Consider the following 22,604-nt stretch of genomic DNA (forward strand, 5'->3'; position numbering starts at 1 on the left):
CAAGGAACCCCATTATGAGTCACCCACATACTGAACCGGTTCGAGCGATCAACTGGAACCGAATGCAAGATGATAAAGATCTCGAGATCTGGAACCGCTTAACGGTGAATTTTTGGTTGCCCGAGAAGGTGCCACTGTCCAATGACATTCAAACTTGGAAGCAACTGACTGAAGAAGAGCAAACACTGACGATACGAGTTTTTACTGGTTTGACTCTGCTTGATACGATTCAAAATACCGTTGGCGCTCCTGCCTTAATGGCTGATGCTCGCACTCCCCATGAAGAAGCCGTTTTGACCAACATCGCTTTCATGGAAGCAGTACACGCTCGCAGTTATTCGTCTGTTTTCTCGACCTTGTGCACCACGCCACAAATTGATGAAGCGTTTCGCTGGGCTGAAGAGAATCCGCTACTACAAAAGAAAGCTCAGTTAGTACTGGAAGATTACCTAGCGCAAGGCGACCCGCTCAAGAAAAAAGTGGCCAGTGTTTTCCTTGAAAGCTTTTTGTTCTATTCCGGTTTTTACCTGCCAATGCATTGGTCGAGTCGAGCCAAGCTGACCAACACCGCAGACTTGATTCGATTGATCATTCGAGACGAAGCGATTCATGGCTACTACATTGGCTATAAGTTCCAACTGGCGTTTAACGAACTGTCACAACAAGAGAAAGCTAAGGTTAAGGATGAGGCTTACTCACTGATGTTCTCTTTGTATGAAATTGAAAGCCAATACACAGAATCGTTGTACGACCAAGTGGGTCTTACGGAGGACGTGAAGCACTTCCTACACTACAACGCGAATAAAGCGCTGATGAATCTTGGATTCGAACCTCTGTTTCCTGATGAGTTGTGTCAGGTTAACCCAGCCATTATGGCGGCGCTGTCGCCAAATGCCGATGAGAACCACGATTTCTTCTCGGGTTCTGGTTCGTCTTATGTCATTGGTAAAGCGGTTGCCACCGAAGATGAGGACTGGGATTTTTAGCTCAAGCCAACTTTTCGGCTAAAGCAAAAGGGTAGGGCACTCGGAGCAAGCTTTATCAGTTCCGAGTGCCGCTTTATTACTTAGTTAAATGGCAAACGATGCGTTGTTGGTTAAAGGGGGAGTAAGAATAGGTCAGTTCCATTGCACCACGAAGGGCATTTACGTAGAATCGCCGCTCCTTGATTCAATCTGTATTTTAAGGAAATACCGATGAACGCCACACAAGCTGTAGCGGCGCATTCCGCGGAGCACATGACGTCTAGAAAGCGTGACGTTGCACTCCGCGAACTGATGTCGCTGGCAAAAATGGCCGCAATGATTGCGGTGCCTGCTTTGCTGATTGCCCTGGCTTGGATTTAAACCAGAGCACACTGCACAAGGATGTGTTCTTTTTACTGCGCAACCCCACCTTTTGTTAGCTGAGTTGGATCGAGTAAACGTTCTAATGTCGCTCTATCCAGATCGGTCTCTTCTTCTGCCACGTCAATTATGGCTCGGCCCTGTCTATAGGCTTTCTTCGCAATATCCGCTGCTTTGAGATAACCAATTACTGGGTTGAGTGCAGTGACCAAAATTGGGTTACGTGAAAGGGCAACTTGCAAGTTGTCTTCGCGCACGTTGAAAGTGGCGATTGCTTTGTCTGCCAGTGCAATCGCTGAGTTAGACAGCAGCTCGATGCTTTCAATTACGTTGTGAGCAATAACCGGTAGCATGACGTTAAGCTGGAAGTTGCCTGATTGGCCGGCAAGGGTAATGGTGGCATCGTTACCAATCACTTGCGCAGACGCCATAGCAGCCGCTTCTGGAATCACAGGGTTCACTTTACCTGGCATGATTGAAGAACCCGGTTGAAGGCCTTGCAATTCGATTTCGCCAAGGCCAGCAAGAGGACCAGAATTCATCCATCGGAGGTCATTCGCGATTTTCATGGTGGCGACGGCGGCTGTTTTCAGTTGTCCTGACAGCGCGACAATCGCATCTTGCGAGCTTAGGTTGTAGAAGAAGTTGCTGCTGGCAGTGAACTGGATACGCGTCGCTTGCGATAGGTTGTCTGCAAATGCAGCAGCGAATCTAGGATCGGCATTGATGCCTGTCCCTACTGCCGTACCACCTTGAGCGAGCGCTTTAACAGCGGCCAAGCTATGAACTATGCCAGTGCGAGCTTGTTCGATTTGGTATTGCCAACCACCCAGCTCTTGATCGAATGTAACTGGCATCGCATCCATTAAGTGAGTACGTCCTGTTTTGACAACTTGTCCCACTTCTTCTCGTTTTACTTTAAGTGCGTTAATCAGATGATCGAGCGCAGGTAGCAGTTGTTTCTCAATTGAAATGGCGGTGCTGACTTGGATCGCGGTTGGTACAACGTCGTTACTACTTTGGCCCATGTTCACGTGGTCATTAGGGCTTACGTCTGCGCCAAGAATTTCGCTCGCCAACGTTGCGATCACTTCATTCGCATTCATGTTTGAACTGGTGCCGGAGCCAGTTTGGAAAACATCGATTGGAAAGTGTTCTAGATGTTCTCCGTCAATGATTGGCTGAGCGGCGTCCGCAATTGCATTGGCAATATCACCCTCAAGTAAACCAAGCTGTGCATTCGAGAGTGCTGCGGTTTGCTTGACATAAGCGAGTGCTTGGATGAAAGCGATCGGCATCTTGTGGCGACTAAAATGGAAATTGTCGACGGCACGTTGAGTTTGAGCTTGGTACAGGGCATTTTTAGGTACTTGAACCTCTCCCATGCTGTCTTTCTCGACACGAAATGTAGGCGAGCTTGAAGGTTGAGTCATGTTTATTCCTTACGTTATCAGTCTAAAGGCGCTTGAATGCGCTGTAATTGTTGTTGTAATTGAAGAAATCGAATATCACCGTCATCCCAGTGGTAGTAAAACCGCTTGAGACAGAGTAGGGGCGTGTGAATGGAATCGAGGCAGACACGACGAAATATTCGGCTGCGAATTGGGTCTTGGATGGCGTCCAACAAGTCGAAATAGAGCCGTCTTAGGAAGAGCTCACACAGTAGTGTGTTTTCGTTAGTCGCTCCGGGTTCATAGAACGACGACAGGTTCATTGCGCTGTGGATGTAGTCTTGAATAACGTCGGGTTCAAAACCACCAGACGTGAGTTTATTGTTAAAGCGGTCCTGTGCTTTAAAGAAACACAAATACAAGGGTTGCTGGCAATGCATGATTCGCCTCGATTGTTTAATCTTAATGATAATTATTATCAAATAAGATCTTTTTATCAACCCTGCTTTCGGTATGGAAAAAGAAAACTGGCTAGCGAAGGGGGAAGCTAGCCATTAGAAACATGCTGCTGTTTATCCAAAAGTGCAGACTGCATTTCAATGATTTCTTCAGGAAGTGCAGGGCGAGCAAAATAGTAGCCCTGAATTTGTTCACATCCCATCGCGTAAAGCTTGTCGAGCGCTTGTTGGTCTTCAACCCCTTCGGCCACTAAGCTCACTTGAAGTCTATTTGCTAGCTGGATGATCAGCCAAACCACACTTTCAGATGTCTCGTTGGTCAACATATTGCGAATAAACGTCGCGTCGATCTTGATGCAGTCAATTGGATAGCTGTGAATGTAGTTTAAACTCGAATAGCCAGTACCAAAGTCATCGAGAGCCACGGTAAAACCAAGCAATCTCAGTTTATCTAAGATAATTTTCACTTCTTTGGTACGTGAAAGGAGCACGGTTTCAGTGAGCTCGATGGTGAACTCTTCCGGTTTAAATCCGTAATGCTCAATGGTTTCTAGCAAGTGTTCTAAATACCGTTTGGCATTGGTTATTTCATAGGCAGAGCAGTTCAGCGCGAGCTTTACTTTATGTCCCAATCCTTTTTCAAGTTTCTGTTTAGCGGCGCAGGCCAATTCAACAATTCGCTCACCAAGCTCAATGATCAGGCCTGATTGCTCCGCAGCTTCGATAAACTCCAAGGGAGAAATCGCACCAAGCGCTTGGCTATTCCAACGAGCAAGCACTTCGAAGTAGTTCCATTGTTCAGAGTGGCGACTGACGATTGGCTGAGTCACCACGTAGATCTCGTTTTCTCTGGTCGTGGGGTCCAGTTCGTTTCTTAACGCATCAATGATCATTGCTCTTCGATAGTATTGCGAGCTCAAATGGGTGTCGTAGCATTGAATGGATAGGTGTCGAGACTTCTTCCCTTCTTTCAACGCGAGACTGGCATTTAACATGATTTGATCTGCATTTAAGCTATGAGCACTGTAGCGAGCTAAGCCGATGCTGACTTTCACTCGAATGGTGTGGGCTGGGTCTTGATACCCTTGTTCAAGTCTATCGATGATGCGATTACACACTTCAAACGGGTCGCCAGATAGTGAAATAAAGGCGAACTCATCCCCCGCGATACGAAAGGCCAGCTGTTTGTCGTGTACAGTTTCTTCAATCGTTTTGGCGACGAACTTGATGATCTGGTCACCAATGTAATTGCCATACAGATCATTGATTGACTTAAAGTTATCGATATCGATATAGGCAAGTGTAAACGGAGTTGTCCCGATTTCGGTCAACCGCTCCAGCTTATCAGCCAAAAAGCTTCGATTGAGTAAGCCAGTTAAATTGTCGTGAGAAACCTCGAAACTCAGTTGATTGACCAAGCTGTCTGAGCGAGCTGAAAGCCATTTAGCACGTAGGCTGTGAACCACAACATGGGCGAACAGCTTATGGTGATAAATCATCTCTTCGACATCATGTAATTCTCGGGTGAAACTGGAGAGAAGCACGCCCAACACTTCGCCCGTTTCTGAACGAAGTGGTACACCTAAATAGGACTTGATGCCATTTTCTTTGAGGTACACATCGTGAGGGAAGCGTTTTACAACTTCGTTTTCATACAGGACATGGTCAAGTTCTGTGTTGGTGACCGTCGCACAGGGTGTTGCTGTTAACGCATAGTCGAAAGGGGGTTGCAACTGATTCTCGCACGCGAAAGACAAGGTGGTTGCTTTGGTTTTGAAGCGATCAACCTCTATCAAGCATGTGCAAAAACTTGAATAATTCTGATGCAACACGAGGGTTACGTTGTTGAGCAGTTCCGCGCCATCTAAACTCAATGTTTTGTTGATTACATCCAAATCAATAGACGGAGCGATCATTGTATTCCTAGCCATAGTAGAACCCATATTGAGTGACTTGAGTCACATGTTGTTAGTATTGGTTCAAATTAAATATGGTATAGGTCGCATATTATCGCAAGTGAGATTGTCGATTTATCCCTTCGACTTTAGTCCGATCGCTCTTTGGCTAGGCGCTCTTTTAAATAGTCCAAAAACAGTTTGGTGCGCGTGTGCTGGTAGTCCAATTTAGGGTAATAGGCGTACACTGTCGCTTCATCTGCTGTGATGTTCGGTAAGATGCGTCGAAGCGTACCGTTATTGAGATCGTCTTTGATCATCACATCGTTTGTGACCAAGATACCCATGCTGTTTTTCGCGGCATAGAACATTGCCTCTGGGTTGGTTGTTGCAAAATTGCCAGACAGCATGATGCGTTTTCCCTGCGTTAGTGTGATCTCTCTTTGCGGTCTCTCCCCCCATATCAGGGCATTGTGCGAGGTCAATTCTTCGATTGTTTTCGGTTCTCCGTGAGTCTCTATATAGCTTGGTGAGGCATAAAAGCCCGCTTTATGCTCGAAGAGTGGTGTGGCTTTGAAGCTAAGTGAGTTGAGTTGCTCCAACTCGCGACTGATAAATAGATCCAAACTCAGCTCTGGCAGTTGCCCTGGTGTCGTGGTGATCAACTGAATGCGAATATCAGGATACATGCGAAGAAAATCATTTAAGTATTGGACGAGAAATTTCGATCCTACCGCCAGCGTGGCACCAATTTTTAGTAACCCTGCAGGACTTTGGCTCACCGAGCGAGTCTCATCGACAATGGATTGCCACTCCTCCAGTTGCATCTTGGCTCGTTCGTAAAAAAGAGCCCCGGCCTCGGTCTGTGTTACGGTCCGGGTGGTGCGCTTTAAGAGTTGTACGCCAATTCGCTCTTCTAACCAGTGGACTCGTTTGGAAATAGCAGAGCTGGTGGTGTTCATTTTTCGTGCTGCGCCATTGAAGCTCCCTTCATCAACTACACGAATATAACTGTGAACGCTTTGAATCCAATCCATACCATTGCCTTATTGATTCTTGTTTGGAACTAATTAGTTTCCAACGAAGTGTATTATCTTTATCCAGTACCTAATTTACACTGAAATGAAATCGGTGCAACTAAGGGGGGAGAATGAGAAAAACACCTATTTTGTTGGCAATGATGATCATTGCGACGGGTCAAGTTGGTGTCAGTATTTATCTGCCGTCTTTACCCCTAATTAGCCAAGACTTGGCTGCCAGCCATGCCGATGTTCAACTGTTAGTGACCCTTTTCTTGGTCGGATTTGGCGCTTCCCAGCTGTTTTATGGACCTTTGTCTGATGCTATCGGACGACGACCCGTGTTTTTGTTGGGTCAGGGCGTGTATTTGCTGGGGACGGTGATTTGCGTTGCATTTTCGAGTGATCTTTCAACCTTGATTCTCGGGCGTTTACTGCAAGGTCTAGGTGCGGGAAGCGCATCTGTTCTTGGGCGGAGTGTGCTCAGAGATAGTTACGACGGCCCGCAATTGACTAAGGCGCTCTCTTATATCTCGGTGACGGCTTCAATCATGCCTATTGTTGCGCCAGTGTTTGGCGGTTGGATGGCTTTTTATCTTGGGTGGCAGTCGGTGTTTTTGTTTGTGCTCATCTACTTGGCGGCGATTTTTACCTTGGGTTATTTCGTCCTGCCAGAGACAAACAACAGCGGCAAGCATCGATTCAACGTTGTCGAGGTGGTAAAAAACTATGGGCGTTTGCTTGGCAACCGACAAGTTATCTCGAGTGCCAGCTATAACTGGATTAGTTACTTAACCAGCCTAGTGTCGCTCTCGGTGATGCCGTTCTTGCTGCAACATCAAATCGGATTAACGGCGGCAGAGTATGGCTCTGTGATGATCATCCCTTCTGCGGGGTTAATGTTGGGTAGCTTAACTCTCAATGTCCTCAACCGTTATCTATCTACTGCGCAGCTTTTAGTCTTATCCATTTCGATTATGGGATCGGCTGGTGTTTGGCTGTTGGTCACTCAAACCACGCTGTTTAATCTGGTTTGGGCGTTTACTTGGTTGACGATTGCTCAGGGAATGTCATTTCCTTTGTCGATCAGCATGTTGTTGGAGCCGCATAAAAAACAAGCCGGAGCGGTGTCCGCTTTATCGGGTTCTATTCAAATGTGTCTAGCAGGATTATTTGGTGGCTACCTGGTTGAGCATTGGGTTCAAGGCCAAACTTCGTTGGGGTGGGGATACATTATCGCTGCAACCATCATGGCGAGCGTGACCTACATGACGTTTCGTCGACCTATTGTTAAGCAAGAGTTTGCTTGAATGGGCACAAACGACTGTTACAATGCGCGCAGCAAAATTAAATGCACCAAGTAGGTAGAAAGCATGGAACACAAAGAGTTTGAACAGTTGGTGAAAGACCTGTGCGAAAAAGAGAATTTGCCCCAAGCGCTGGAAGTACTAAAAGCGTCAGACGACCCTGAAGTGGCAGAAGCGGCACAATCTTTGGTTGGTCAGTTTGCCTTGGCGGAAGTGGAAGGCGAGAAGCGAATTTACCATGTTACGATCCAAGAAAATGAGCAAGGTGAAGAGCAAGAGTTTATCGAGCATGTGATGAACGAAGGCGATAATGTCATAGTGTTCGTTGCTTGGTTCTTTGATGTCATGTTTGAAGTGAAACGCAAAGAGACTTACCAAGCGGCAGGCAAAACGTATCACCAACCAAAACGTGCAAAATAATGTGATTTAGATCTTGTTTTTGTTTTAATTGTGATTAAAATCACGCTCCTTACTGTCGAGGAGATACACATGAATCACGAATTAGGCAATGCATATCTAGGTCAAATGATCGCAAAGCAAGCAATGCACGAAGCATTGTACGGAAAGCCTAAGGCGAAGAAAGCTTCTTTCATCAAACGCATGATGAAGAAAATGAGCAAGTAAACGCTTAGAGTGAAATGGAATTTAAAAAGCCGGAAATCATCGCTGATTTCCGGCTTTTGCTTTTCTGGGTAACGTTGAGAGTTATCCGACTGAGCTTTGATTCTCGTCCAGAGTCACCACATTATCAGGTACATTACTCAAGCCTTTTTCATCCAACCAAGTGGCAAGGTTATCTGAGCCTCCCACATAGTGACCATCCATCCAGATTTGTGGCACAGTCACAGGGGTTTTCTCACCGATAATGGCTTTGACCTCTGGAATCATTCGGTACAAAGCGGCACTCTCTTTCACGACATCGTGATATTGGTACTCAATGCCAGCATCGTCGAGCATTTTCTTCGCTTTGACACAGTAAGGGCAAGTCGCTTTGCCATAGACAATGTTACCTTTCAGGGTGTCGCGCGTTGTCCATTCTTTGATCACAGATTGCACTAATACACCGCGGTTTAGTGCTTCACCTTGGCTGATGACTTTACCTTCAACCATCAGAATCGGGGCATGCCAAGCACCAACTTTCAATGGTTCCCACCAATGAGAGAGCCAATCTTTTACTTCGAGCTCTATTGGCACGTCAGCAAGTTCGTTTTCAAACGTATCTTTGAGGATGTCTTTTGTTAGAGTACATTCACCGCAAGGAATCTTGACACTGAATGGTCCCCAACTGCCTCCCCAGCGATACAGTGTAATTTTAATTGGCTTTGTCATTGAACTCTCTCCCGTAAACCTTTACCTAATAGAAAGGAACTAGGAGGATTTAATTTCAGCTTGGCGCGATTTTTTTGATTCCCACTGGGTGATGAATGCCACTGACGCGATAATGATTGCAGCTCCTAGCCACAGCCTTCCTGGTGGTACCCAGCCAAACACCATCCATCCAGCAAGTACGTTCAAAGGCAGTTTTGCGTGGTCAAAAGGCTGTACAAAAGAGGCGTCAGCAACGGAATATGCTTTAACAATAGCCCATTGAGCTAAGGCCGTCATGGCGCCAGCGGCAAGAAGCACCAACCAGATCGTTCCACCCGTCGGCATTTGCCAGTCGGGTAGTGCCAATAAGATATTAAAGGGCGTAATCAGCACCAGCAGGTATACCACCATGGTCGAAGGAGAGTCATCTGAAGAAAGCTTCTTCACCATCAATGAATAACATGCCCAGAAGAAGGCGGCGCCAACGGGCAGCAAGGATGCCCAGTTAAAGTTATCTGCCCATGGCTCTAAAATGATCATCGCGCCAACAAAACCGGTGAGGGTGGCAAACCAACGGGCGAGTCCTACTTTTTCTTTTAAGATTAGCCCAGAGCCGACCGTCGCAAACAGAGGCGATGTCATGAGCAGTGCAATGCCTTGCCAAATCGGTACCGGATAAGCTAACGCCCAAAGCCAAAGCTGAATACCGATAACAGAGAGAAACACACGAAACACATGCAGACCAAGGTGTCGTGTTTTCAGCGATTGTCTAATGCCAAGCGTTTTTAGATAAGGAAGAATGACCACTAAAGCGATGGCATATTGTATTAGTGCCACCGTTGTGGACGAGAGGCCAAAGTTGATGCTGGCGACTTGCGCAAGGCTATTGACGATGGCGAAAGCAAGACCAGCTGTCAGCATCCAGCTTGCGCCTTGAATAGGGTGGTGGGCTCTAGAATTCATAATCTTGTAAAGATGAAAAAGGGTTGCTGAATCATACGTGTTTATCCCTCTTGCGTCACCACTCTATCTCGTTGTTGATGTTCAAATTTATCGAGGGTTAATCCCTTGTTTTACTGGGGTTTACGCCGATTCATCGTGACCACAGAGAAAACGACTAGCGTCATTCCAATCGCGTGCCAGAGCGTAAAGGTCTCACCAAGGACAAACACGGCGGCGATGGCCGTAATCGCTGGACCTATGTTGCTCGTTAAACTCAGTTGTGTAGGGGAGAGCCGCGCCATCGCTGCGGCAATCAGATAAGAAGGCAGAACGGTACAAAAAATACCGAGTAGCACACCAATAACAATCAGCTCTTGGCTCCATTGTGTTATGTGTGCACCACTGCTGAGCAGATGAAGTAAGATGGCGCACCCAGCACTGCCCATTCCTATGCTGGTAAATAGCGCACTACCAAGATGGGAGATGAGTGGTTTACTCCAAACCAAATAGAACGCAAACACCAGTGCGGAGGCCATAGCCAACAGGCTGCCTTTAACAATGGATTTGCCAAGTAGCTGAAAGTCATGGATAAAAATAAAGGCGATGCCTAAGTAACCAATCAGCGCCGATAGCATGACCTGCTTGGTCGGAACTTGTTTGTAGAGCGCCCAGCTAATCAGAACCACAAATGTTGGGAACAAAAATATCAGCAGACGCTCAAGTTGAGCCGAGATAAAAGCCAGTGATGCAATATCAAGATAGCTGGCACAGTAGTAACCCAAGATGCCTATCACCACCGCTTTTAGCCCATGATCTCTGACTTTGTTTCGATTGTCTGCGCGACGACAAAGGTAAAAAAACATCGCGATATAGAGAGGCAGAGAGCTAAACGCGCGCAGCGCCATTATCGAGGTTGCATCGCCGCCGGCTTGATAGGCAATTTTTATTAAAACGGGTTTCAGTGAAAAGAGAATACACCCTGCTAGAGCCAGCAAGATGCCGATCTGTGTTGCAGATGCTGCGGTTGAGGGTATGGGTTGAGAGTCTTCGGTCATAGTCTCGTATCCTTGAAAGTGAAGATAAGGCGACGAGAGAGTGGGCGACTGGCTACGTTCTCTCGTAGCCAGGCACACAATTACCTACCAGCTACGGGCATTAAGCAGAAGGAGCCATAGGTAGGTAAACGTGCAGTGCATAATCATAATCCTGTTTGATGATTTTTTAGCCTAACGTGATAGTAAGTGCTATGCAACCTCTTTATCCGCCGACTGCTGTTCCAATTGAACCAGGGCTCTTTGATACATCCACCATGCGCAGCCACCTGCAAGGAAATTACCCACTAATGAGCCCCAAAATAGTCCTTCAATCCCGGCTATTTGAGCACCAACCCAAAGACATGGCAAGAAGAACGCAAACAACCGCAGCGCTGAAATCGTCAACGCCGTGTAGGATTTTCCAAGTGCGTTTGCGACAGACACCATCAACATACAGATACCTAAGGCGCCCAAGCTAAATGGGACGATCAGCAGGTGATAATGGAGAATATCGCTCACGTTGGTTTCGCTGGTCATCAGCGTTGAAAGTGGCTCAGCGCCTAGCCAAGTAATCAAGGCAATAAGCAGCTGAAATCCTAGGACATAACGACAGGCGATGCTCACCAACTGGCGAATGTCATCTAACTTATTGGCGCCAAGCAGTCGCCCTATCATTGGAGGCATCGACATGGTTAGAGCCAACACGGATACGATGGCGAAAAACTCATATCGAGATCCGAGCGCCCAAGCAGCGACAGCCGCCGTGCCAAAACTGGCAAGCAGTTTCGTGGCTAACATGGAAGATAAAGGAGGCAGCAGTTGGCTAATCATGGCAGGTCCCATGATGTTGGCAATTGAACGAACACTTTGGCTGACATCAAGGTCTGCCCATTGGTAACAAAGCCATTTTTTTCGGCTAACTTTGGGTGCAACGACAAGAATCCCGATACCAAATGCCAAGATCGTTGCAATAGCAGCGCCATTGATACCCAGATCAAAGGTAAAAATGAAAATCGGGTCCAATGCGAGGTTGAGTAAACTCGTCACCATCATCATGGTGCCTGGTAGCATGGTGTTACCATTTGCACGACATATACTGTAAAAGAAGTATAAAAGGGCGCCTGTCCACGCACTAACAAGCCAAACTATCCAGTAGCTATCAATGATCGGGAGTACCGATTCAGGCGCGCTAAGTAGCGCCAAGATAGGGCCACGCAGCAGATAAATGAACAGCGAGATGAGGGCGACGCCGACACTGCCCATCACAATGATCAAGCCTCCTAGCTGCTGCGCATAACGTTCTTGTTTTGCGCCCAGTGCTCTGGAAATGACTGCCGTTGTCGCGATACCTAAACCGACTTGGATGCCAATAATGATCATCTGTATTGGCAACGTAAAACCTTGTGCGGCCAGCGGTAGAACGCCCAACTGACCAATAAAAGCACTGTCAATCAGTTGGAAGCTCATAAGCGACAAGACACCAAATAGCATTGGCCAAGTCATATTAAAAAGTTGTCGTGCCAAAGAAGGCGATGTATTGAGCGTGTTTGAAGCCATAATCTCTCTATTTTAGTGAAGGCGGTTCTTTAGAAAGCAAAGCCGAGGCATGACCTCGGCACTTGGAAAACTGTTCTTGCGGGTTAGTCGTCAAGATCGTCTGCGTACCCTTTTGGCGGTGGTGTCCAGCCTCGTTCGTCTGCTGCATGCTTGTCGGATCGATCTCGCGTCATCTCAAGTTTGATCTGCTCTTCAAGATGCATAAACAGTTTACGGTAATTATTGTCAAACCGCTCTCCGCTCGAATCTTCTTCCCAAGCTTGATACAAACTGTCTGACTTGCGATTTTCGACCCGCTGGTAAGCCGCTTTTTGCTGCTCTACAAAGAATGGATGGTGCCCGAGGCCACGCATCGCATGCGCGCCCAGTTCTAATGCTGAGTGGTAGGTTTCTAGTTCGATCACATCCGCGCCCGCTTGGCGAAGAAGGTAGCCATGACCCCGGTCAAAGGCACGTGCAAGGACTTTGACATGCGGGTAGGTATGTTTGACGTACTTAGTGAGTTCAACGCTGCTTTCGCGATTATCGATAGCGATGACCAACATTTCTGCTTCTTCAATCCCCGCCGTGTGAAGCATATCCGGTCGGGTGGCGTCGCCGAAATAGGCTTCAGTATTGATTTGGCGAACGACATCAATCTGGTCAGCCTGATGGTCAAGAACCACGGTTTTAATTCCATTAGACACAAGCAGTCGATTCACAATCTGACCGAAGCGACCAATTCCTGCAATGATCACGCTGCCATGTTCTTCTATCGTATCAGCGACCTGATCATTGGACTGATGCTGGTAGCGAGGAAGAATGACTTTATCAAAGAAGATGAATAAGCCTGGTGTTAAAAACATCGACAGGGCGACGACGAGAGAGAGTGTTTGCGCAAGCTCAACAGGAATAACGTGATTTTGTACTGTAAAGCTCAGCAATACGAAACCAAATTCACCAGCTTGGGCAAGGCTAAGTGTAAACAACCATCGATTACTGCTCTTGATACGAAAAGCAAAGGCTAATACGAAAAGAATCAGCGCTTTGAGCAGCATGACCCCAAGCGTTAGACCAACGATAACGAAGAACTGGTTGAACAGGATGGCAAAGTTGATCCCCGCCCCGACGGTGATAAAAAATAGACCGAGCAATAATCCTTTAAATGGGTCGATGTTTGACTCCAGTTCATGGCGAAACTCACTGTTTGCCAATACGACACCAGCCAAAAACGCGCCTAATGCAGGAGATAGCCCAACCAAACTCATCAACGCAGCGATGCCGACGACCAACATCAACGCCGTGGCAGTGAAGATCTCACGTAGGCCAGAACTGGCGACAAATCGGAACAGTGGGCGGCTCAAGTAGTGCCCACCAACCACTAAGCCTGCTATCGAGACCACAATCACGATCGCGTAGGCCCAGCCAGGTAATCCGGCGACTAAGCTCAGTTCCTCATGGTGTGCCGCCGCCGCTGCAGCGCCAGACTGTGCTTTCTCGACCAATTCGGGCAAAGCAAGCAAGGGGATAAACGCCAGCATTGGGATAACAGCGATGTCTTGAAATAGCAAAACCGAAAAGGCATTTTGGCCGCCTTCTGTCTTACTAAGCCCTTTTTCGTTAAAGGTTTGCAGTACAATCGCAGTTGATGAAAGCGCAAAAATAAGGCCGATGGCTAAGGCAATTGTCCACGGTTGATTAAAGTAGTGAGCTATCGCCATGATCAGAGCCGCAGTACCGACAACTTGCAGACCGCCAAGGCCCAGAAGTCGATTTCGCATTGACCAGAGCATTTTCGGCTCTAGCTCTAAACCGACCAGAAATAGCATCATGACAACGCCAAATTCGGCAAAGTGTTGAATGGTGGTGGTTTCTTCTCCAACCAAACCGATTATTGGGCCAATGACTACCCCGGCAATTAAATAGCCGAGTACCGAACCAAGGCCGAGTCGCTTTGCAATGGGGACAGCAATAACGGCTGCGACAAGGTAGATAAATGCTTGGAGAAAGTAACCTGTCATGCCTTGTCCTCAGTTTTGATACTCGCTAAACAATGAGTCAGTTTTTCTGCTTTTGCTGCCTGTTTGAAATTTAAGCGCCCATCCACAAGCGCTTGAAGGAGCGTTTTCCACTCTTCAACGTGCTGTTTAATTCGCCCTTCTTCTTTTGCTGTTCTTGCGCCAAACAGGGCGAAAGGCGCGAGGTATCTCATCCCCGTGAGTGATGCCATTTGCTCAAGCGGGTAGAGCAGTTTGCGAATCGTAAAATGGTTATAGCCATCACTTTGATAAGCGTCTTCTTTGCCGCCAGCGGTGAGGGCGCAGAAAAACTTCTTGCCGTGAAGGGCATTACCTTCGCTGCCGTACGCGAAACCGTACTCCAGCACAAGATCTTGCCACTCCTTCAAGATGGACGGCGTGGAATACCAATAAAGCGGAAATTGGAAAATGATGATGTCGTGATCGCGCAACCGCTGTTGCTCGAGGTCTATATTGATGTTGTAAGTTGGGTACTCGTAATAGAGATCGACCGCGGTGACACCTTCGATCGCCTTTGCCGCGCGGAACAAAGGTTGATTCACTTCTGAACGTCTCGGTGACGGATGAGCATAGAGAACAAGGACGTTGTTGGTTGGCATAGCAAACAAAGACTCACGGTTTTATATAATGAGGTTATTGTTGCACAGAGATACCGTTTTAACCATTTGTAACCTTTACTAAATGACAGAAACAGTTTCAAAAATTCGTGGACAATCCATGTATGAGTTTGTCTGAGGGAGCCTCGTGCTAACGACTGCCGCGGCTGATGGCGTCAATGATGTCGTCGAGGTACTCAACCACTAACGAGGCGTGGTCTGCAAATTGCGCTCTTTGTCCATGAGTCACCAAGCATGAAGGCATATTGGCGTTATAAGCCGCTTGTAAATCATATAGGTAGTCGCCGACATAGAGAATTTGATGCGCTCGGAGTGACCATTCTTTGGCAAGAGCGAGTAAGGAGTCTGGGGCGGGTTTTGGCGGATAGTGCTCGCGACTGATTATGCGCGAAATATCCAGTTGATTGTGAACGACTTTTTGTTTGGCAGCTTGTTCGCAGTTGCGAGTGATGATGGCGGTTTGCAGTTGATTGGCGTTGATGAAGTCGAGCAGTTTCATGCAACCCGGCATCGGCGTTGAGTGCTGAGCATCGTCGAGTTCGTGTTGGAGAATCATTGCGTTAGCCTGCTCGGTTTCAACAGGGCAGTTGAGCGTGTCGACAAATGAGAGCAAATCACTGTCCAAAGGGCAGCCGATTTGCTCTCTTAACCATTTAAAGTCCATGTTTGAACTGACTAAGGTATTGTCTAGGTCGAATACAATTGCTTTGAGGGAGGTAGTATCAAGTTGAATTGCGGGCATAGACTGTACCTTATGTTTAAATGGGTATTAGGCGAACTCTTTCTCCAGATAAGTGACGATGTCTGAAGATTCGTACATCCACTCTACCTGACCATCTTTTTCAATGCGAAGACATGGCACTTTAATACGGCCGCCACCCGCTTCAAGATCAGCGCGATGGGTGGGATCATTTTTAGCATCTCTGAGCTCAATATTCACTGACTGACGCTTCATTGCACGACGAACTTTCACACAAAATGGACACGCTTCAAATTGATACAGGGCCATGGATTGCGCTTTGGTATCGGCCTCTTTTTGCGCATCTGGTGAACGTTTGACTCCTCTTGGGGAGAAAACAAAGTTGAGCAACAAAATAACGCGGCCCAAAAACCAACGAATAAATTTCATACTATTCCCTTTAGTGTAGCTGGAGGTTGACTTAATAGTGGATGGGTTAGGTAGCCCGTCCCATCCTTATGCGGCCTATTGTAACCAAGTTGTAATCAAGAGGATACTGGCTTAGTTGAGTTCTATTTGGTGTTTTTTGGTGACATTTATGCCTAAGCGTTTCGCTAAGCGAGTCAGGTTAGCTCGGTCGGTTTTAAGTTCCCGCGCTGCTTGAGCCCAGTTGAAATTGGCTTCGGTGAGGGCGGCCATGATGATGGTTCGTTGATAGGATTCCGTCGTTTCACGAAGCCCTTTCGACCAGTCAATATCATGAGTCAATGTGGCTGGAGCCGAGGACGCTTGGGCGGTTAACCCTGATACGGAATGCAGATCGCCAATATCTTCAAGAGTCACCGTGATAAGGTGGCCACTTCGCACTCTTGCCCGTGCTTTAAGCGCCGCACGATTAATAACGTGTTCGAGCTCTCGAACGTTTCCTGGCCAATTATACTTGGCCAGAGCCAGTCGAGCTTCTTTACCCAACTTGATTTGTACAATGCCAAGTTTACGTCTCGCTTGTTCTAAGAAGTACCCTGCTAGCAGAATTATATCCCCGTCGCGTTCGCGAAGAGGCGGAACCTGAATCGGGTAAACGCTCAATCTATGGTAAAGGTCAGAGCGAAAGCGGCCGTCAGCGACTTCCTTTTTGAGGTCACGGTTAGTGGCGGCAAGTACTCGCACGTCAATGGTTTCAACCTTGTCTTGACCAACGGGCTGAATTTCGTTGTTTTGCAGTGCTCGTAATATTTTGCTTTGCGCGGCAAGCGGAAGTTCACCAATTTCATCGAGAAAGAGCGTGCCGCCGTTAGCCAGAGCAAATTTGCCCAAACGGGATTTATCGGCCCCAGTAAACGCCCCTTTTACATGACCAAACAGCTCACTTTCGACCAAATTTTCTGGAATCGCAGCACAGTTTACATAGACCAAGGGCTGTTTTTTTCGTGCCGACAAGTGATGAAGGCTGCGGGCGACCAATTCTTTGCCTACGCCGGTTTCACCGTGAATCAGTATGTTGAAATTTGATGGAGCCACCACCTCAATATCCGACTTGAGCAATTGCATTGAATCACTGGTTCCAATGATCTCTCCGCCATCTCGTTCCCATGCCTCCTCATTGAGTTCTTCAAAACGTTGTTGAGTCTGCTTCGCTTGCTGCTCTAATTGGCTAACGGTGAGTGCGACCTTAAGGCTTGATGCAGCAAGGGCAGAGAGAGCGTCTAAACTACGAGTAGGAATCTGGTCAAACACATTCGGTGTCAGGCTATCTAGGGTGAGAATACCAATGAGCGTCTCCGCGTAAACCAGCGGCAGTCCCATGCAGGCATGCATTGGCAGGTCGCCTTCATAATCCAGTAGTAGGTTGTCAAAAGGATCAGGAAGTTCGCAGTCGGCGTCGAAACGGATGGCACTTTTGGACTCACAGATTTTTTTAAACCTTGGGTGCTCGTCTACTTTAAATCGACGTCCTAGTGTGTCTCGAGTCAGCCCCTGAATGGCTAAAGGAACGAGAGTATCACCTTGTAGTGAGAGTAGCGCGACGCAATCACATTGAATCGCTTTACGAATGGCATCGAGTAATTTGTTGAATCTATCGTGGTCATTGTCACCGGCAGCAAGGCTGATGGTCATATCGATCAACGTGGAAACAGAAATATCTTGCATAATGATCCAAGTACTTGTTTTAAATAGGTTGTTTTGCACTCATTTAGCGTGAGTGATTAATGCATTGTAGAGTCAAATAGACATGAAATCAAAAGGTCATTTTGACCTAGATTCTCTTGTTTTATTGCCATGAACCATAGCGCCATCGGTAAACAAGAAGTTGGCACCATTTGTGCTCTAGGCTGGGTAGTAAAGTTGTAAATATAACGTATAAATAAAACCCCATTGAGGAGAACTTCATGCTTAACAACCAGCATATTGACATTGTAAAGAGCACCATTCCATTACTTGAAAGTGCCGGTCCAGCGCTTACGGCCCACTTTTATCAGCGTATGTTTGCGCATAACCCTGAGCTCAAAGACATTTTCAATATGACGCACCAAAAAACAGGACGCCAAAGTGTCGCATTATTTGAGGCGGTAGCAGCGTATGCAAAGAACATTGAGAACCTTGCTGCTCTGACATCTGCGGTAGAGCGCATTGCTCATAAACATACCAGTTTCAATATTCAAGCAGAGCATTACCACATTGTCGGTCACCATTTGATTGAGACCCTACGTGAACTTGCGCCAGATGCATTTACGGCGGAAGTGGAAGAAGCTTGGACAGCGGCTTATTTGTTTTTAGCGCAGATTTTTATTGATCGTGAAGGTGACTTGTATCAGCAGCGCAGCCAAGCCAAAGGAGGTTGGGAAAACGCGCGCGAATTCAAGGTGACGCAAAAAATCCGCGAGTCTGAGTTTGTCACCAGCTTCGTCCTTGCTCCCGTTGATGGTGGCGCAGTACTGGATTATCAACCCGGGCAATACTTAGGTATTGAGGTGAAGCCTGCAGGTTCAGAACATGTTGAGATCAGGCAGTATTCGTTATCGCACAAACCGAATGGCAAAGACTATCGTATCTCTGTTAAGCGCGAAGTGGGTGAGCATAGGGGCTTGGTGTCGAATCACATGCATGATGCTGTAAAAGTGGGTGATGAGGTTCGCTTATACGCGCCAGCAGGCGACTTTTACTATCAAGAAAAGAACGTGCCTGTAGTGTTAATTTCTGCGGGTGTTGGGGCGACGCCAATGCAGTCTATGCTTCATAGTCTCGCGGATGCGGGTAAGCAAGATGTGAGCTACTTGTACGCGTGTAATGGGCCGGAGCAGCACACGTTCAAGCAAGAAACGGCACAATTAATTGAGCAGCAAGGGTGGAAGCAGTTTGCGTGGTATCTAAACGCAGAAGCGGATTTCTCTGGCCAAATGGATCTTTGCCTTGTGAGTGAAGTATTGCCTATGGAGGAGGCGGACTTTTATATTTGTGGTCCGGTGCTGTTTATGGAGAGCATTGTTAAGCAGCTTGCATCACTTGGCGTATCACGCGATCGCATTCATTACGAGGTGTTTGGCCCACACACTTACCTGTAAATGGGGTGCACATTTTATTGCAAAAGGCCTTCAATTGAAGGCCTTAATTTATGGTTTTGGACTAAACAGCTTAGTAATCAACGACCAGAACCAATGTCGTTTTTGAACGAGTGGCGAGTGTTGATCGCCCAAATAAAAGCTTTCGAGAAACTCTGTGCGCAGGTCTTGGCTATCTCTGGGCGTAACCGCTGTGATAGTGAGCGCTGTTTGCTCGGCATGATCATTGGCCAGACTAAAGTCCATCTTTAAGTAACCCTGCAGGTATATCCACATGTGGGTGACAAACTCGAGTTGCAGCAAGCTTTGGTTGTTAAACTTTTTGGCTTCCTCATCCCCTAAATGGCTAGACATGGTTTGCTGCATCGCTTGAATCGCCTGCTTGTGATTTTCGATGGTTGCTTGAGCCTCGATATGCGCTTTGGTCAAAATACCCAACAGGTGATGAGTAAAATCAACATCGGGCTTTTTCTTGCTCACTTGCACAAATAAGCGTTCATGCTGTTCACAAAACAGCTGCCACTGCCGTTCTTGCTGCGGTGTTTTTAACAGGACGTCAGCGTTAATCTCTTGCAGCGACTTCTCAAGCTCACTCATTGCTGTAGAGGGTCTCTAACTGTACTTCAAAAGAGCCTTGAGGGACGTCGACAAACAGACTATCGCCGGTAATCATCACCGAGATATCCATGCCTCGCTCGACAACTTCTGATAACGCTTCGATTGCATCCCAGTTAAAGCGGTAAAAGCTCGCGTTGTATTGATGCGCTTTGTTTTTGGTTTGTTCCCACCAGACATCAGATTTGCTATTGAAGCTAAACACATCCACACGAGGTGATAATCGCGTCGCTTTTTTGATTCGATCTAATGAAGGCTCGCCAATTTCAACCCAGTACTGAATCTGATCATCAAGTGATTTTACCCATAGGTCCGGCTCTTCAATGGTGGACAAGCCTTTGGTAAAGACCAAGTCCGGTTGGTACTTGGCACAAAAGGCAAGGACACGAGCCATCATTCTAGGGATGGTTTCAGATGGGTGTTGCGCGATCGTCAGTTGCGCTGAATCGTACACATCTCTATTCGTGTCAGAGAGCGAAAGACGGAATTTATAGATAGTGGGTTTGAGTGCCATAGTAATACTTAAAAAAATAGCCAGCGATAGTGCTGGCTATTGTATGCTGTAAGTGGTTGTGATTAAACCGCTTTGATGTTTTCTGCTTGAGGGCCTTTTTGACCTTGAGTAATTACGAACTCAACTTTTTGACCTTCAGCAAGAGTGCGGAAACCGTCACCTGTGATTGCTGAGAAGTGAGCGAAAACGTCTGGACCATTTTCTTGCTTAATAAAACCAAAACCCTTTGTTTCGTTAAACCATTTAACTGTACCAGTTACAGTGTTAGACATAGTGTATATCCTTGATAAATCTTGCAAAAGCCATGACGGCACCGATAGCGTGGAAAAGGAGATTGCTATTGAGCACGACGTTACGGCGGACAGTCATAAATCCAACGAAACGGCGGGGTAAACAAGAACCGTTTTCTAGCTGAAATCCAGTGTAGGCTGAAGTGCAACTAAGTCAATAAGATTTCGGGGCAAATCTCAGTTGTCACAAGCTTTTTCATTCAAAGTTTGCGCTAGGTAAAAGATTTAAATTTATACAGTTTTGATTATTATTGGTGTAACATTCGTCTGCTTTGGTTGCTGAGTAAATTCTCTTTAGTGACCAATGAAAATCCAAAATCAAAGGAGCTAGATATGGCCAAAAATAAACCTCAGAAGATGAGGAAAGAGTGCTCGTTGCAACACGAATTAGAAGTGGGACGCGGCGAGATCAAAGATAACGCTTTGAAAGCGGTTGTTACCAGTGAATTGTTTAAAGTGAGAGTGGAAAAAGCGAAAAAAGGCAAAGGCAGTTTCAGCCGCAAAATGAAACACAGAGGCAAAGAGCCCTATTCAAAAGCTGCTTAACAGCGTCTTTCGAATAGGGCTTTTTACATAGTTAGGCCGCTAAGCTAGCTTTGTCACTAGGTTGGTCCCATTTTAAGGAGCTAGTGAAGCAACGTGATGAGACGTGGGGGCAGAGTTGGAGTTCTTCGTTTAGCGAGGTAATCGAGTCCCAATCCGCTTTTTCGTAGGATTCAACCAGTCGCAAAACCGTTCCGAGTACGCCTTTATGTTCGAGAATCGCTTCAGTAACAAGATCGCTGACTTTGACGGATTGAAAAATCGTGTCGTAACTCACTTTGAATATTGAATCTAACAGCGAAAACAATCCCACTATATAAGCATCCGAACGAGCCAAATTGAGCTCTTTTGCAATGAGAGAGCAGAAATAGGCTCTCTGGATAGCCATATGATAGATCGGCTTTGGCCCTGACTCACTGTCTGACGATAGGGCAACGAGGGAGACAAACAACCTGATTTTGTTTTCACCAAGATAGGCTAAGGCTTGTCTGAATGAGCGTATTGGAGCGCTGAGGTTTGATGAATTCACATAGCGAAACAACTTATAAGACAGCGCCACATCCGTCGCGAATAAGGCTTCCAATCGCTTGATTTGAATTTCTTCCTTCGCCACTTCTTGGCACAGTTTGATCACTGACAACTGGGAAGCTGAGATCGCCTTCTGCTCAATAATTTCAGGTTTGGCAAAGTAGTAGCCTTGAAAGTAGTGAAATCCCAACTCTTTGCACTGCAAAAACTGCTCCCGAGTTTCGACTCGTTCAGCGACAAAGGAAATTCGTTCGCCAAGTTTTTTAATGAGATTTGCCGCTTTGTTGAGTGGTATGACACTGATATCAAACTTGATGATGTCGATAAAACGAAGGAAACGCTTCCATTCAGGGGTTGGGACAAAATCATCCAAAGCGATGGTATAGCCAAGGCTTTTCAAGTGTTTGATTGCCACCAGCAGTTCATCGGTCGGTTTACAGTCTTCGAGCACTTCGATCACGATTTTCTCTTTTGGAAGCAGAGCAGGCACAAGTGTGACTAGGCTTTGGTAGGGGAAGTTGACGTAACCTACCTTGTCCTGAATGACATGTTCGTAGCTATCACTTTTGAAGTACACATTTGAGAGCACTTTTGACGTGGCTCGCACTGGGTCAATGTCTGGAAATGCGTTGTTGAGTCCCTCTCTGAAAAGGAGTTCGTAGCCAATTAATTTTTCCTCTCTATCTAAAATTGGCTGTCTTGCGACAAATGACTTATCCATTGTGATTCTGTTACCTTTGGCATTATTAAATTGGCAATTTCAACTGATGATTTATAATTTTTATTGATATTTATAATTATTATCATCTGTTCAAATGATATTTTCACTCGAAAATTAACATTTGGTAACAGTTTTTCTTAGTATGCCTTGTTCAGTTTACCAACAACCTTCCGAGGTTGGGGCCTAGATAGTTGGTAGAGAGCGAGGAGTGAATATAGAGCGTTGCCGTATTAGCTAGTCTCGCAATAACGATCATTATGAT

Annotated in this window: 24 protein-coding genes; 7 read left to right on the plus strand and 17 right to left on the minus strand. The window is 46.6% G+C overall.

Annotated elements, in window-relative coordinates; translation table 11 throughout:
• The first annotated feature begins 14 nt into the window (after window positions 1-14).
• Window positions 15-986 carry a class 1b ribonucleoside-diphosphate reductase subunit beta gene (gene nrdF, locus ACUALS_RS16080; protein WP_454449837.1) on the plus strand — a complete coding sequence of 324 codons (972 nt, stop codon included), beginning with the start codon at window positions 15-17 and terminating at the stop codon, window positions 984-986.
• Between the two features lie 210 nt (window positions 987-1,196).
• Window positions 1,197-1,346, plus strand: coding sequence for a hypothetical protein (locus ACUALS_RS16085; protein ID WP_005470038.1), 150 nt, complete (start codon window positions 1,197-1,199; stop codon window positions 1,344-1,346).
• 32 nt (window positions 1,347-1,378) lie between these two features.
• On the opposite strand, the gene ACUALS_RS16090 is transcribed toward ACUALS_RS16085, so the two are convergent.
• The 4 genes from ACUALS_RS16090 to ACUALS_RS16105 form a co-directional block, all read right to left on the minus strand.
• On the minus strand, window positions 1,379-2,779 hold the full coding sequence (locus ACUALS_RS16090; RefSeq protein WP_454449838.1) for a class II fumarate hydratase: 1,401 nt from the start codon (window positions 2,777-2,779) through the stop codon (window positions 1,379-1,381).
• 17 nt (window positions 2,780-2,796) lie between these two features.
• Complete coding sequence (locus ACUALS_RS16095; RefSeq protein ID WP_005470085.1) at window positions 2,797-3,177, minus strand: hypothetical protein; 381 nt, start codon at window positions 3,175-3,177, stop codon at window positions 2,797-2,799.
• 107 nt (window positions 3,178-3,284) lie between these two features.
• A complete protein-coding gene (locus ACUALS_RS16100) occupies window positions 3,285-5,126 on the minus strand; it encodes a putative bifunctional diguanylate cyclase/phosphodiesterase (protein ID WP_334474150.1) in 1,842 nt (613 codons plus the stop codon).
• A 113-nt stretch (window positions 5,127-5,239) separates the two neighbouring features.
• On the minus strand, window positions 5,240-6,127 hold the full coding sequence (locus tag ACUALS_RS16105) for a LysR family transcriptional regulator (protein WP_005469978.1): 888 nt from the start codon (window positions 6,125-6,127) through the stop codon (window positions 5,240-5,242).
• Between the two features lie 113 nt (window positions 6,128-6,240).
• Between ACUALS_RS16105 and ACUALS_RS16110 the strand changes: the two genes are divergently transcribed.
• The 3 genes from ACUALS_RS16110 to ACUALS_RS16120 all read left to right on the plus strand — a co-directional run bounded on the left by ACUALS_RS16110 (window position 6,241) and on the right by ACUALS_RS16120 (window position 8,040).
• A complete protein-coding gene (locus ACUALS_RS16110; RefSeq protein ID WP_454449839.1) occupies window positions 6,241-7,419 on the plus strand; it encodes a multidrug effflux MFS transporter in 1,179 nt (392 codons plus the stop codon).
• Between the two features lie 63 nt (window positions 7,420-7,482).
• Window positions 7,483-7,836, plus strand: a complete 354-nt coding sequence (locus tag ACUALS_RS16115; protein ID WP_454449840.1) for a hypothetical protein — start codon at window positions 7,483-7,485, stop codon at window positions 7,834-7,836.
• Between the two features lie 69 nt (window positions 7,837-7,905).
• Window positions 7,906-8,040, plus strand: a complete 135-nt coding sequence (locus ACUALS_RS16120; protein WP_005469995.1) for a hypothetical protein — start codon at window positions 7,906-7,908, stop codon at window positions 8,038-8,040.
• Between the two features lie 81 nt (window positions 8,041-8,121).
• Here ACUALS_RS16120 and ACUALS_RS16125 read toward each other — a convergent pair whose 3' ends face one another.
• The 9 genes from ACUALS_RS16125 to norR all read right to left on the minus strand — a co-directional run bounded on the left by ACUALS_RS16125 (window position 8,122) and on the right by norR (window position 17,722).
• Entirely contained in the window at window positions 8,122-8,745 is a 624-nt protein-coding gene (locus ACUALS_RS16125; protein WP_038188542.1) for a glutaredoxin domain-containing protein, read from the minus strand.
• Window positions 8,746-8,784: 39 nt separating this feature from the next.
• Window positions 8,785-9,687 carry a DMT family transporter gene (locus tag ACUALS_RS16130; protein WP_454449841.1) on the minus strand — a complete coding sequence of 301 codons (903 nt, stop codon included), beginning with the start codon at window positions 9,685-9,687 and terminating at the stop codon, window positions 8,785-8,787.
• 110 nt (window positions 9,688-9,797) lie between these two features.
• Window positions 9,798-10,721 (minus strand): DMT family transporter, encoded by a 924-nt coding sequence (locus tag ACUALS_RS16135; protein WP_454449842.1) that lies wholly within the window; start codon window positions 10,719-10,721, stop codon window positions 9,798-9,800.
• A gap of 189 nt (window positions 10,722-10,910) precedes the next feature.
• A complete protein-coding gene (locus tag ACUALS_RS16140) occupies window positions 10,911-12,257 on the minus strand; it encodes an MATE family efflux transporter (RefSeq protein ID WP_043886549.1) in 1,347 nt (448 codons plus the stop codon).
• A gap of 83 nt (window positions 12,258-12,340) precedes the next feature.
• The gene (locus ACUALS_RS16145; RefSeq protein ID WP_005469945.1) at window positions 12,341-14,257 is read right to left on the minus strand and encodes a monovalent cation:proton antiporter-2 (CPA2) family protein; all 1,917 of its coding nucleotides are present in this window, start codon (window positions 14,255-14,257) and stop codon (window positions 12,341-12,343) included.
• Window positions 14,254-14,874, minus strand: a complete 621-nt coding sequence (locus tag ACUALS_RS16150; protein ID WP_005470226.1) for an NAD(P)H-dependent oxidoreductase — start codon at window positions 14,872-14,874, stop codon at window positions 14,254-14,256. The genes ACUALS_RS16145 and ACUALS_RS16150 overlap by 4 nt, the downstream gene beginning before the upstream one ends.
• A gap of 148 nt (window positions 14,875-15,022) precedes the next feature.
• The gene (locus ACUALS_RS16155; RefSeq protein WP_454449843.1) at window positions 15,023-15,634 is read right to left on the minus strand and encodes an HAD family hydrolase; all 612 of its coding nucleotides are present in this window, start codon (window positions 15,632-15,634) and stop codon (window positions 15,023-15,025) included.
• 27 nt (window positions 15,635-15,661) lie between these two features.
• Window positions 15,662-16,021 (minus strand): glutaredoxin family protein, encoded by a 360-nt coding sequence (locus tag ACUALS_RS16160; RefSeq protein ID WP_005470036.1) that lies wholly within the window; start codon window positions 16,019-16,021, stop codon window positions 15,662-15,664.
• 111 nt (window positions 16,022-16,132) lie between these two features.
• Window positions 16,133-17,722, minus strand: a complete 1,590-nt coding sequence (norR, locus tag ACUALS_RS16165; RefSeq protein ID WP_454449844.1) for a nitric oxide reductase transcriptional regulator NorR — start codon at window positions 17,720-17,722, stop codon at window positions 16,133-16,135.
• 239 nt (window positions 17,723-17,961) lie between these two features.
• Here norR and hmpA point away from each other — a divergent pair, with 239 nt between their 5' ends.
• A complete protein-coding gene (gene hmpA / locus ACUALS_RS16170; protein ID WP_454449845.1) occupies window positions 17,962-19,134 on the plus strand; it encodes an NO-inducible flavohemoprotein in 1,173 nt (390 codons plus the stop codon).
• 48 nt (window positions 19,135-19,182) lie between these two features.
• Here the strand turns inward: hmpA and ACUALS_RS16175 are convergent, their stop codons facing one another.
• The 3 genes from ACUALS_RS16175 to ACUALS_RS16185 all read right to left on the minus strand — a co-directional run bounded on the left by ACUALS_RS16175 (window position 19,183) and on the right by ACUALS_RS16185 (window position 20,532).
• Window positions 19,183-19,728 carry a hypothetical protein gene (locus ACUALS_RS16175; RefSeq protein WP_005470121.1) on the minus strand — a complete coding sequence of 182 codons (546 nt, stop codon included), beginning with the start codon at window positions 19,726-19,728 and terminating at the stop codon, window positions 19,183-19,185.
• On the minus strand, window positions 19,721-20,260 hold the full coding sequence (locus ACUALS_RS16180; RefSeq protein WP_005470198.1) for a YaeQ family protein: 540 nt from the start codon (window positions 20,258-20,260) through the stop codon (window positions 19,721-19,723). The genes ACUALS_RS16175 and ACUALS_RS16180 overlap by 8 nt, the downstream gene beginning before the upstream one ends.
• Window positions 20,261-20,322: 62 nt before the next feature.
• On the minus strand, window positions 20,323-20,532 hold the full coding sequence (locus ACUALS_RS16185; protein WP_005470115.1) for a cold-shock protein: 210 nt from the start codon (window positions 20,530-20,532) through the stop codon (window positions 20,323-20,325).
• Window positions 20,533-20,883: 351 nt separating this feature from the next.
• Here ACUALS_RS16185 and ACUALS_RS16190 point away from each other — a divergent pair, with 351 nt between their 5' ends.
• Window positions 20,884-21,096, plus strand: coding sequence for an alternative ribosome-rescue factor A (locus ACUALS_RS16190; RefSeq protein WP_038136270.1), 213 nt, complete (start codon window positions 20,884-20,886; stop codon window positions 21,094-21,096).
• Between the two features lie 31 nt (window positions 21,097-21,127).
• Here the strand turns inward: ACUALS_RS16190 and ACUALS_RS16195 are convergent, their stop codons facing one another.
• A complete protein-coding gene (locus ACUALS_RS16195) occupies window positions 21,128-22,342 on the minus strand; it encodes an EAL and HDOD domain-containing protein (RefSeq protein WP_322414057.1) in 1,215 nt (404 codons plus the stop codon).
• Window positions 22,343-22,604 lie beyond the last annotated feature (262 nt).

The sequence above is a fragment of the Vibrio sp. NH-7 genome (genome assembly GCF_053643215.1).

What these genes read in the sequence shown, in the direction of transcription:
- ACUALS_RS16145 (WP_005469945.1), bottom strand. Translation starts at nt 14,257, where the DNA reads ATGACAGGTTACTTTCTCCAAGCATTTATCTACCTTGTCGCAGCCGTT.
- ACUALS_RS16180 (WP_005470198.1), bottom strand. Translation starts at nt 20,260, where the DNA reads ATGGCACTCAAACCCACTATCTATAAATTCCGTCTTTCGCTCTCTGAC.
- ACUALS_RS16095 (WP_005470085.1), bottom strand. Translation starts at nt 3,177, where the DNA reads ATGCATTGCCAGCAACCCTTGTATTTGTGTTTCTTTAAAGCACAGGAC.
- norR (WP_454449844.1), bottom strand. Translation starts at nt 17,722, where the DNA reads ATGCAAGATATTTCTGTTTCCACGTTGATCGATATGACCATCAGCCTT.
- ACUALS_RS16195 (WP_322414057.1), bottom strand. Translation starts at nt 22,342, where the DNA reads ATGGATAAGTCATTTGTCGCAAGACAGCCAATTTTAGATAGAGAGGAA.
- ACUALS_RS16185 (WP_005470115.1), bottom strand. Translation starts at nt 20,532, where the DNA reads ATGTCTAACACTGTAACTGGTACAGTTAAATGGTTTAACGAAACAAAG.
- ACUALS_RS16090 (WP_454449838.1), bottom strand. Translation starts at nt 2,779, where the DNA reads ATGACTCAACCTTCAAGCTCGCCTACATTTCGTGTCGAGAAAGACAGC.
- ACUALS_RS16140 (WP_043886549.1), bottom strand. Translation starts at nt 12,257, where the DNA reads ATGGCTTCAAACACGCTCAATACATCGCCTTCTTTGGCACGACAACTT.
- ACUALS_RS16175 (WP_005470121.1), bottom strand. Translation starts at nt 19,728, where the DNA reads ATGAGTGAGCTTGAGAAGTCGCTGCAAGAGATTAACGCTGACGTCCTG.
- ACUALS_RS16110 (WP_454449839.1), top strand. Translation starts at nt 6,241, where the DNA reads ATGAGAAAAACACCTATTTTGTTGGCAATGATGATCATTGCGACGGGT.
- ACUALS_RS16150 (WP_005470226.1), bottom strand. Translation starts at nt 14,874, where the DNA reads ATGCCAACCAACAACGTCCTTGTTCTCTATGCTCATCCGTCACCGAGA.
- ACUALS_RS16085 (WP_005470038.1), top strand. Translation starts at nt 1,197, where the DNA reads ATGAACGCCACACAAGCTGTAGCGGCGCATTCCGCGGAGCACATGACG.
- ACUALS_RS16100 (WP_334474150.1), bottom strand. Translation starts at nt 5,126, where the DNA reads ATGGCTAGGAATACAATGATCGCTCCGTCTATTGATTTGGATGTAATC.
- ACUALS_RS16190 (WP_038136270.1), top strand. Translation starts at nt 20,884, where the DNA reads ATGGCCAAAAATAAACCTCAGAAGATGAGGAAAGAGTGCTCGTTGCAA.
- hmpA (WP_454449845.1), top strand. Translation starts at nt 17,962, where the DNA reads ATGCTTAACAACCAGCATATTGACATTGTAAAGAGCACCATTCCATTA.
- ACUALS_RS16105 (WP_005469978.1), bottom strand. Translation starts at nt 6,127, where the DNA reads ATGGATTGGATTCAAAGCGTTCACAGTTATATTCGTGTAGTTGATGAA.
- ACUALS_RS16120 (WP_005469995.1), top strand. Translation starts at nt 7,906, where the DNA reads ATGAATCACGAATTAGGCAATGCATATCTAGGTCAAATGATCGCAAAG.
- ACUALS_RS16115 (WP_454449840.1), top strand. Translation starts at nt 7,483, where the DNA reads ATGGAACACAAAGAGTTTGAACAGTTGGTGAAAGACCTGTGCGAAAAA.
- ACUALS_RS16155 (WP_454449843.1), bottom strand. Translation starts at nt 15,634, where the DNA reads ATGCCCGCAATTCAACTTGATACTACCTCCCTCAAAGCAATTGTATTC.
- ACUALS_RS16135 (WP_454449842.1), bottom strand. Translation starts at nt 10,721, where the DNA reads ATGACCGAAGACTCTCAACCCATACCCTCAACCGCAGCATCTGCAACA.
- ACUALS_RS16130 (WP_454449841.1), bottom strand. Translation starts at nt 9,687, where the DNA reads ATGAATTCTAGAGCCCACCACCCTATTCAAGGCGCAAGCTGGATGCTG.
- ACUALS_RS16160 (WP_005470036.1), bottom strand. Translation starts at nt 16,021, where the DNA reads ATGAAATTTATTCGTTGGTTTTTGGGCCGCGTTATTTTGTTGCTCAAC.
- nrdF (WP_454449837.1), top strand. Translation starts at nt 15, where the DNA reads ATGAGTCACCCACATACTGAACCGGTTCGAGCGATCAACTGGAACCGA.
- ACUALS_RS16125 (WP_038188542.1), bottom strand. Translation starts at nt 8,745, where the DNA reads ATGACAAAGCCAATTAAAATTACACTGTATCGCTGGGGAGGCAGTTGG.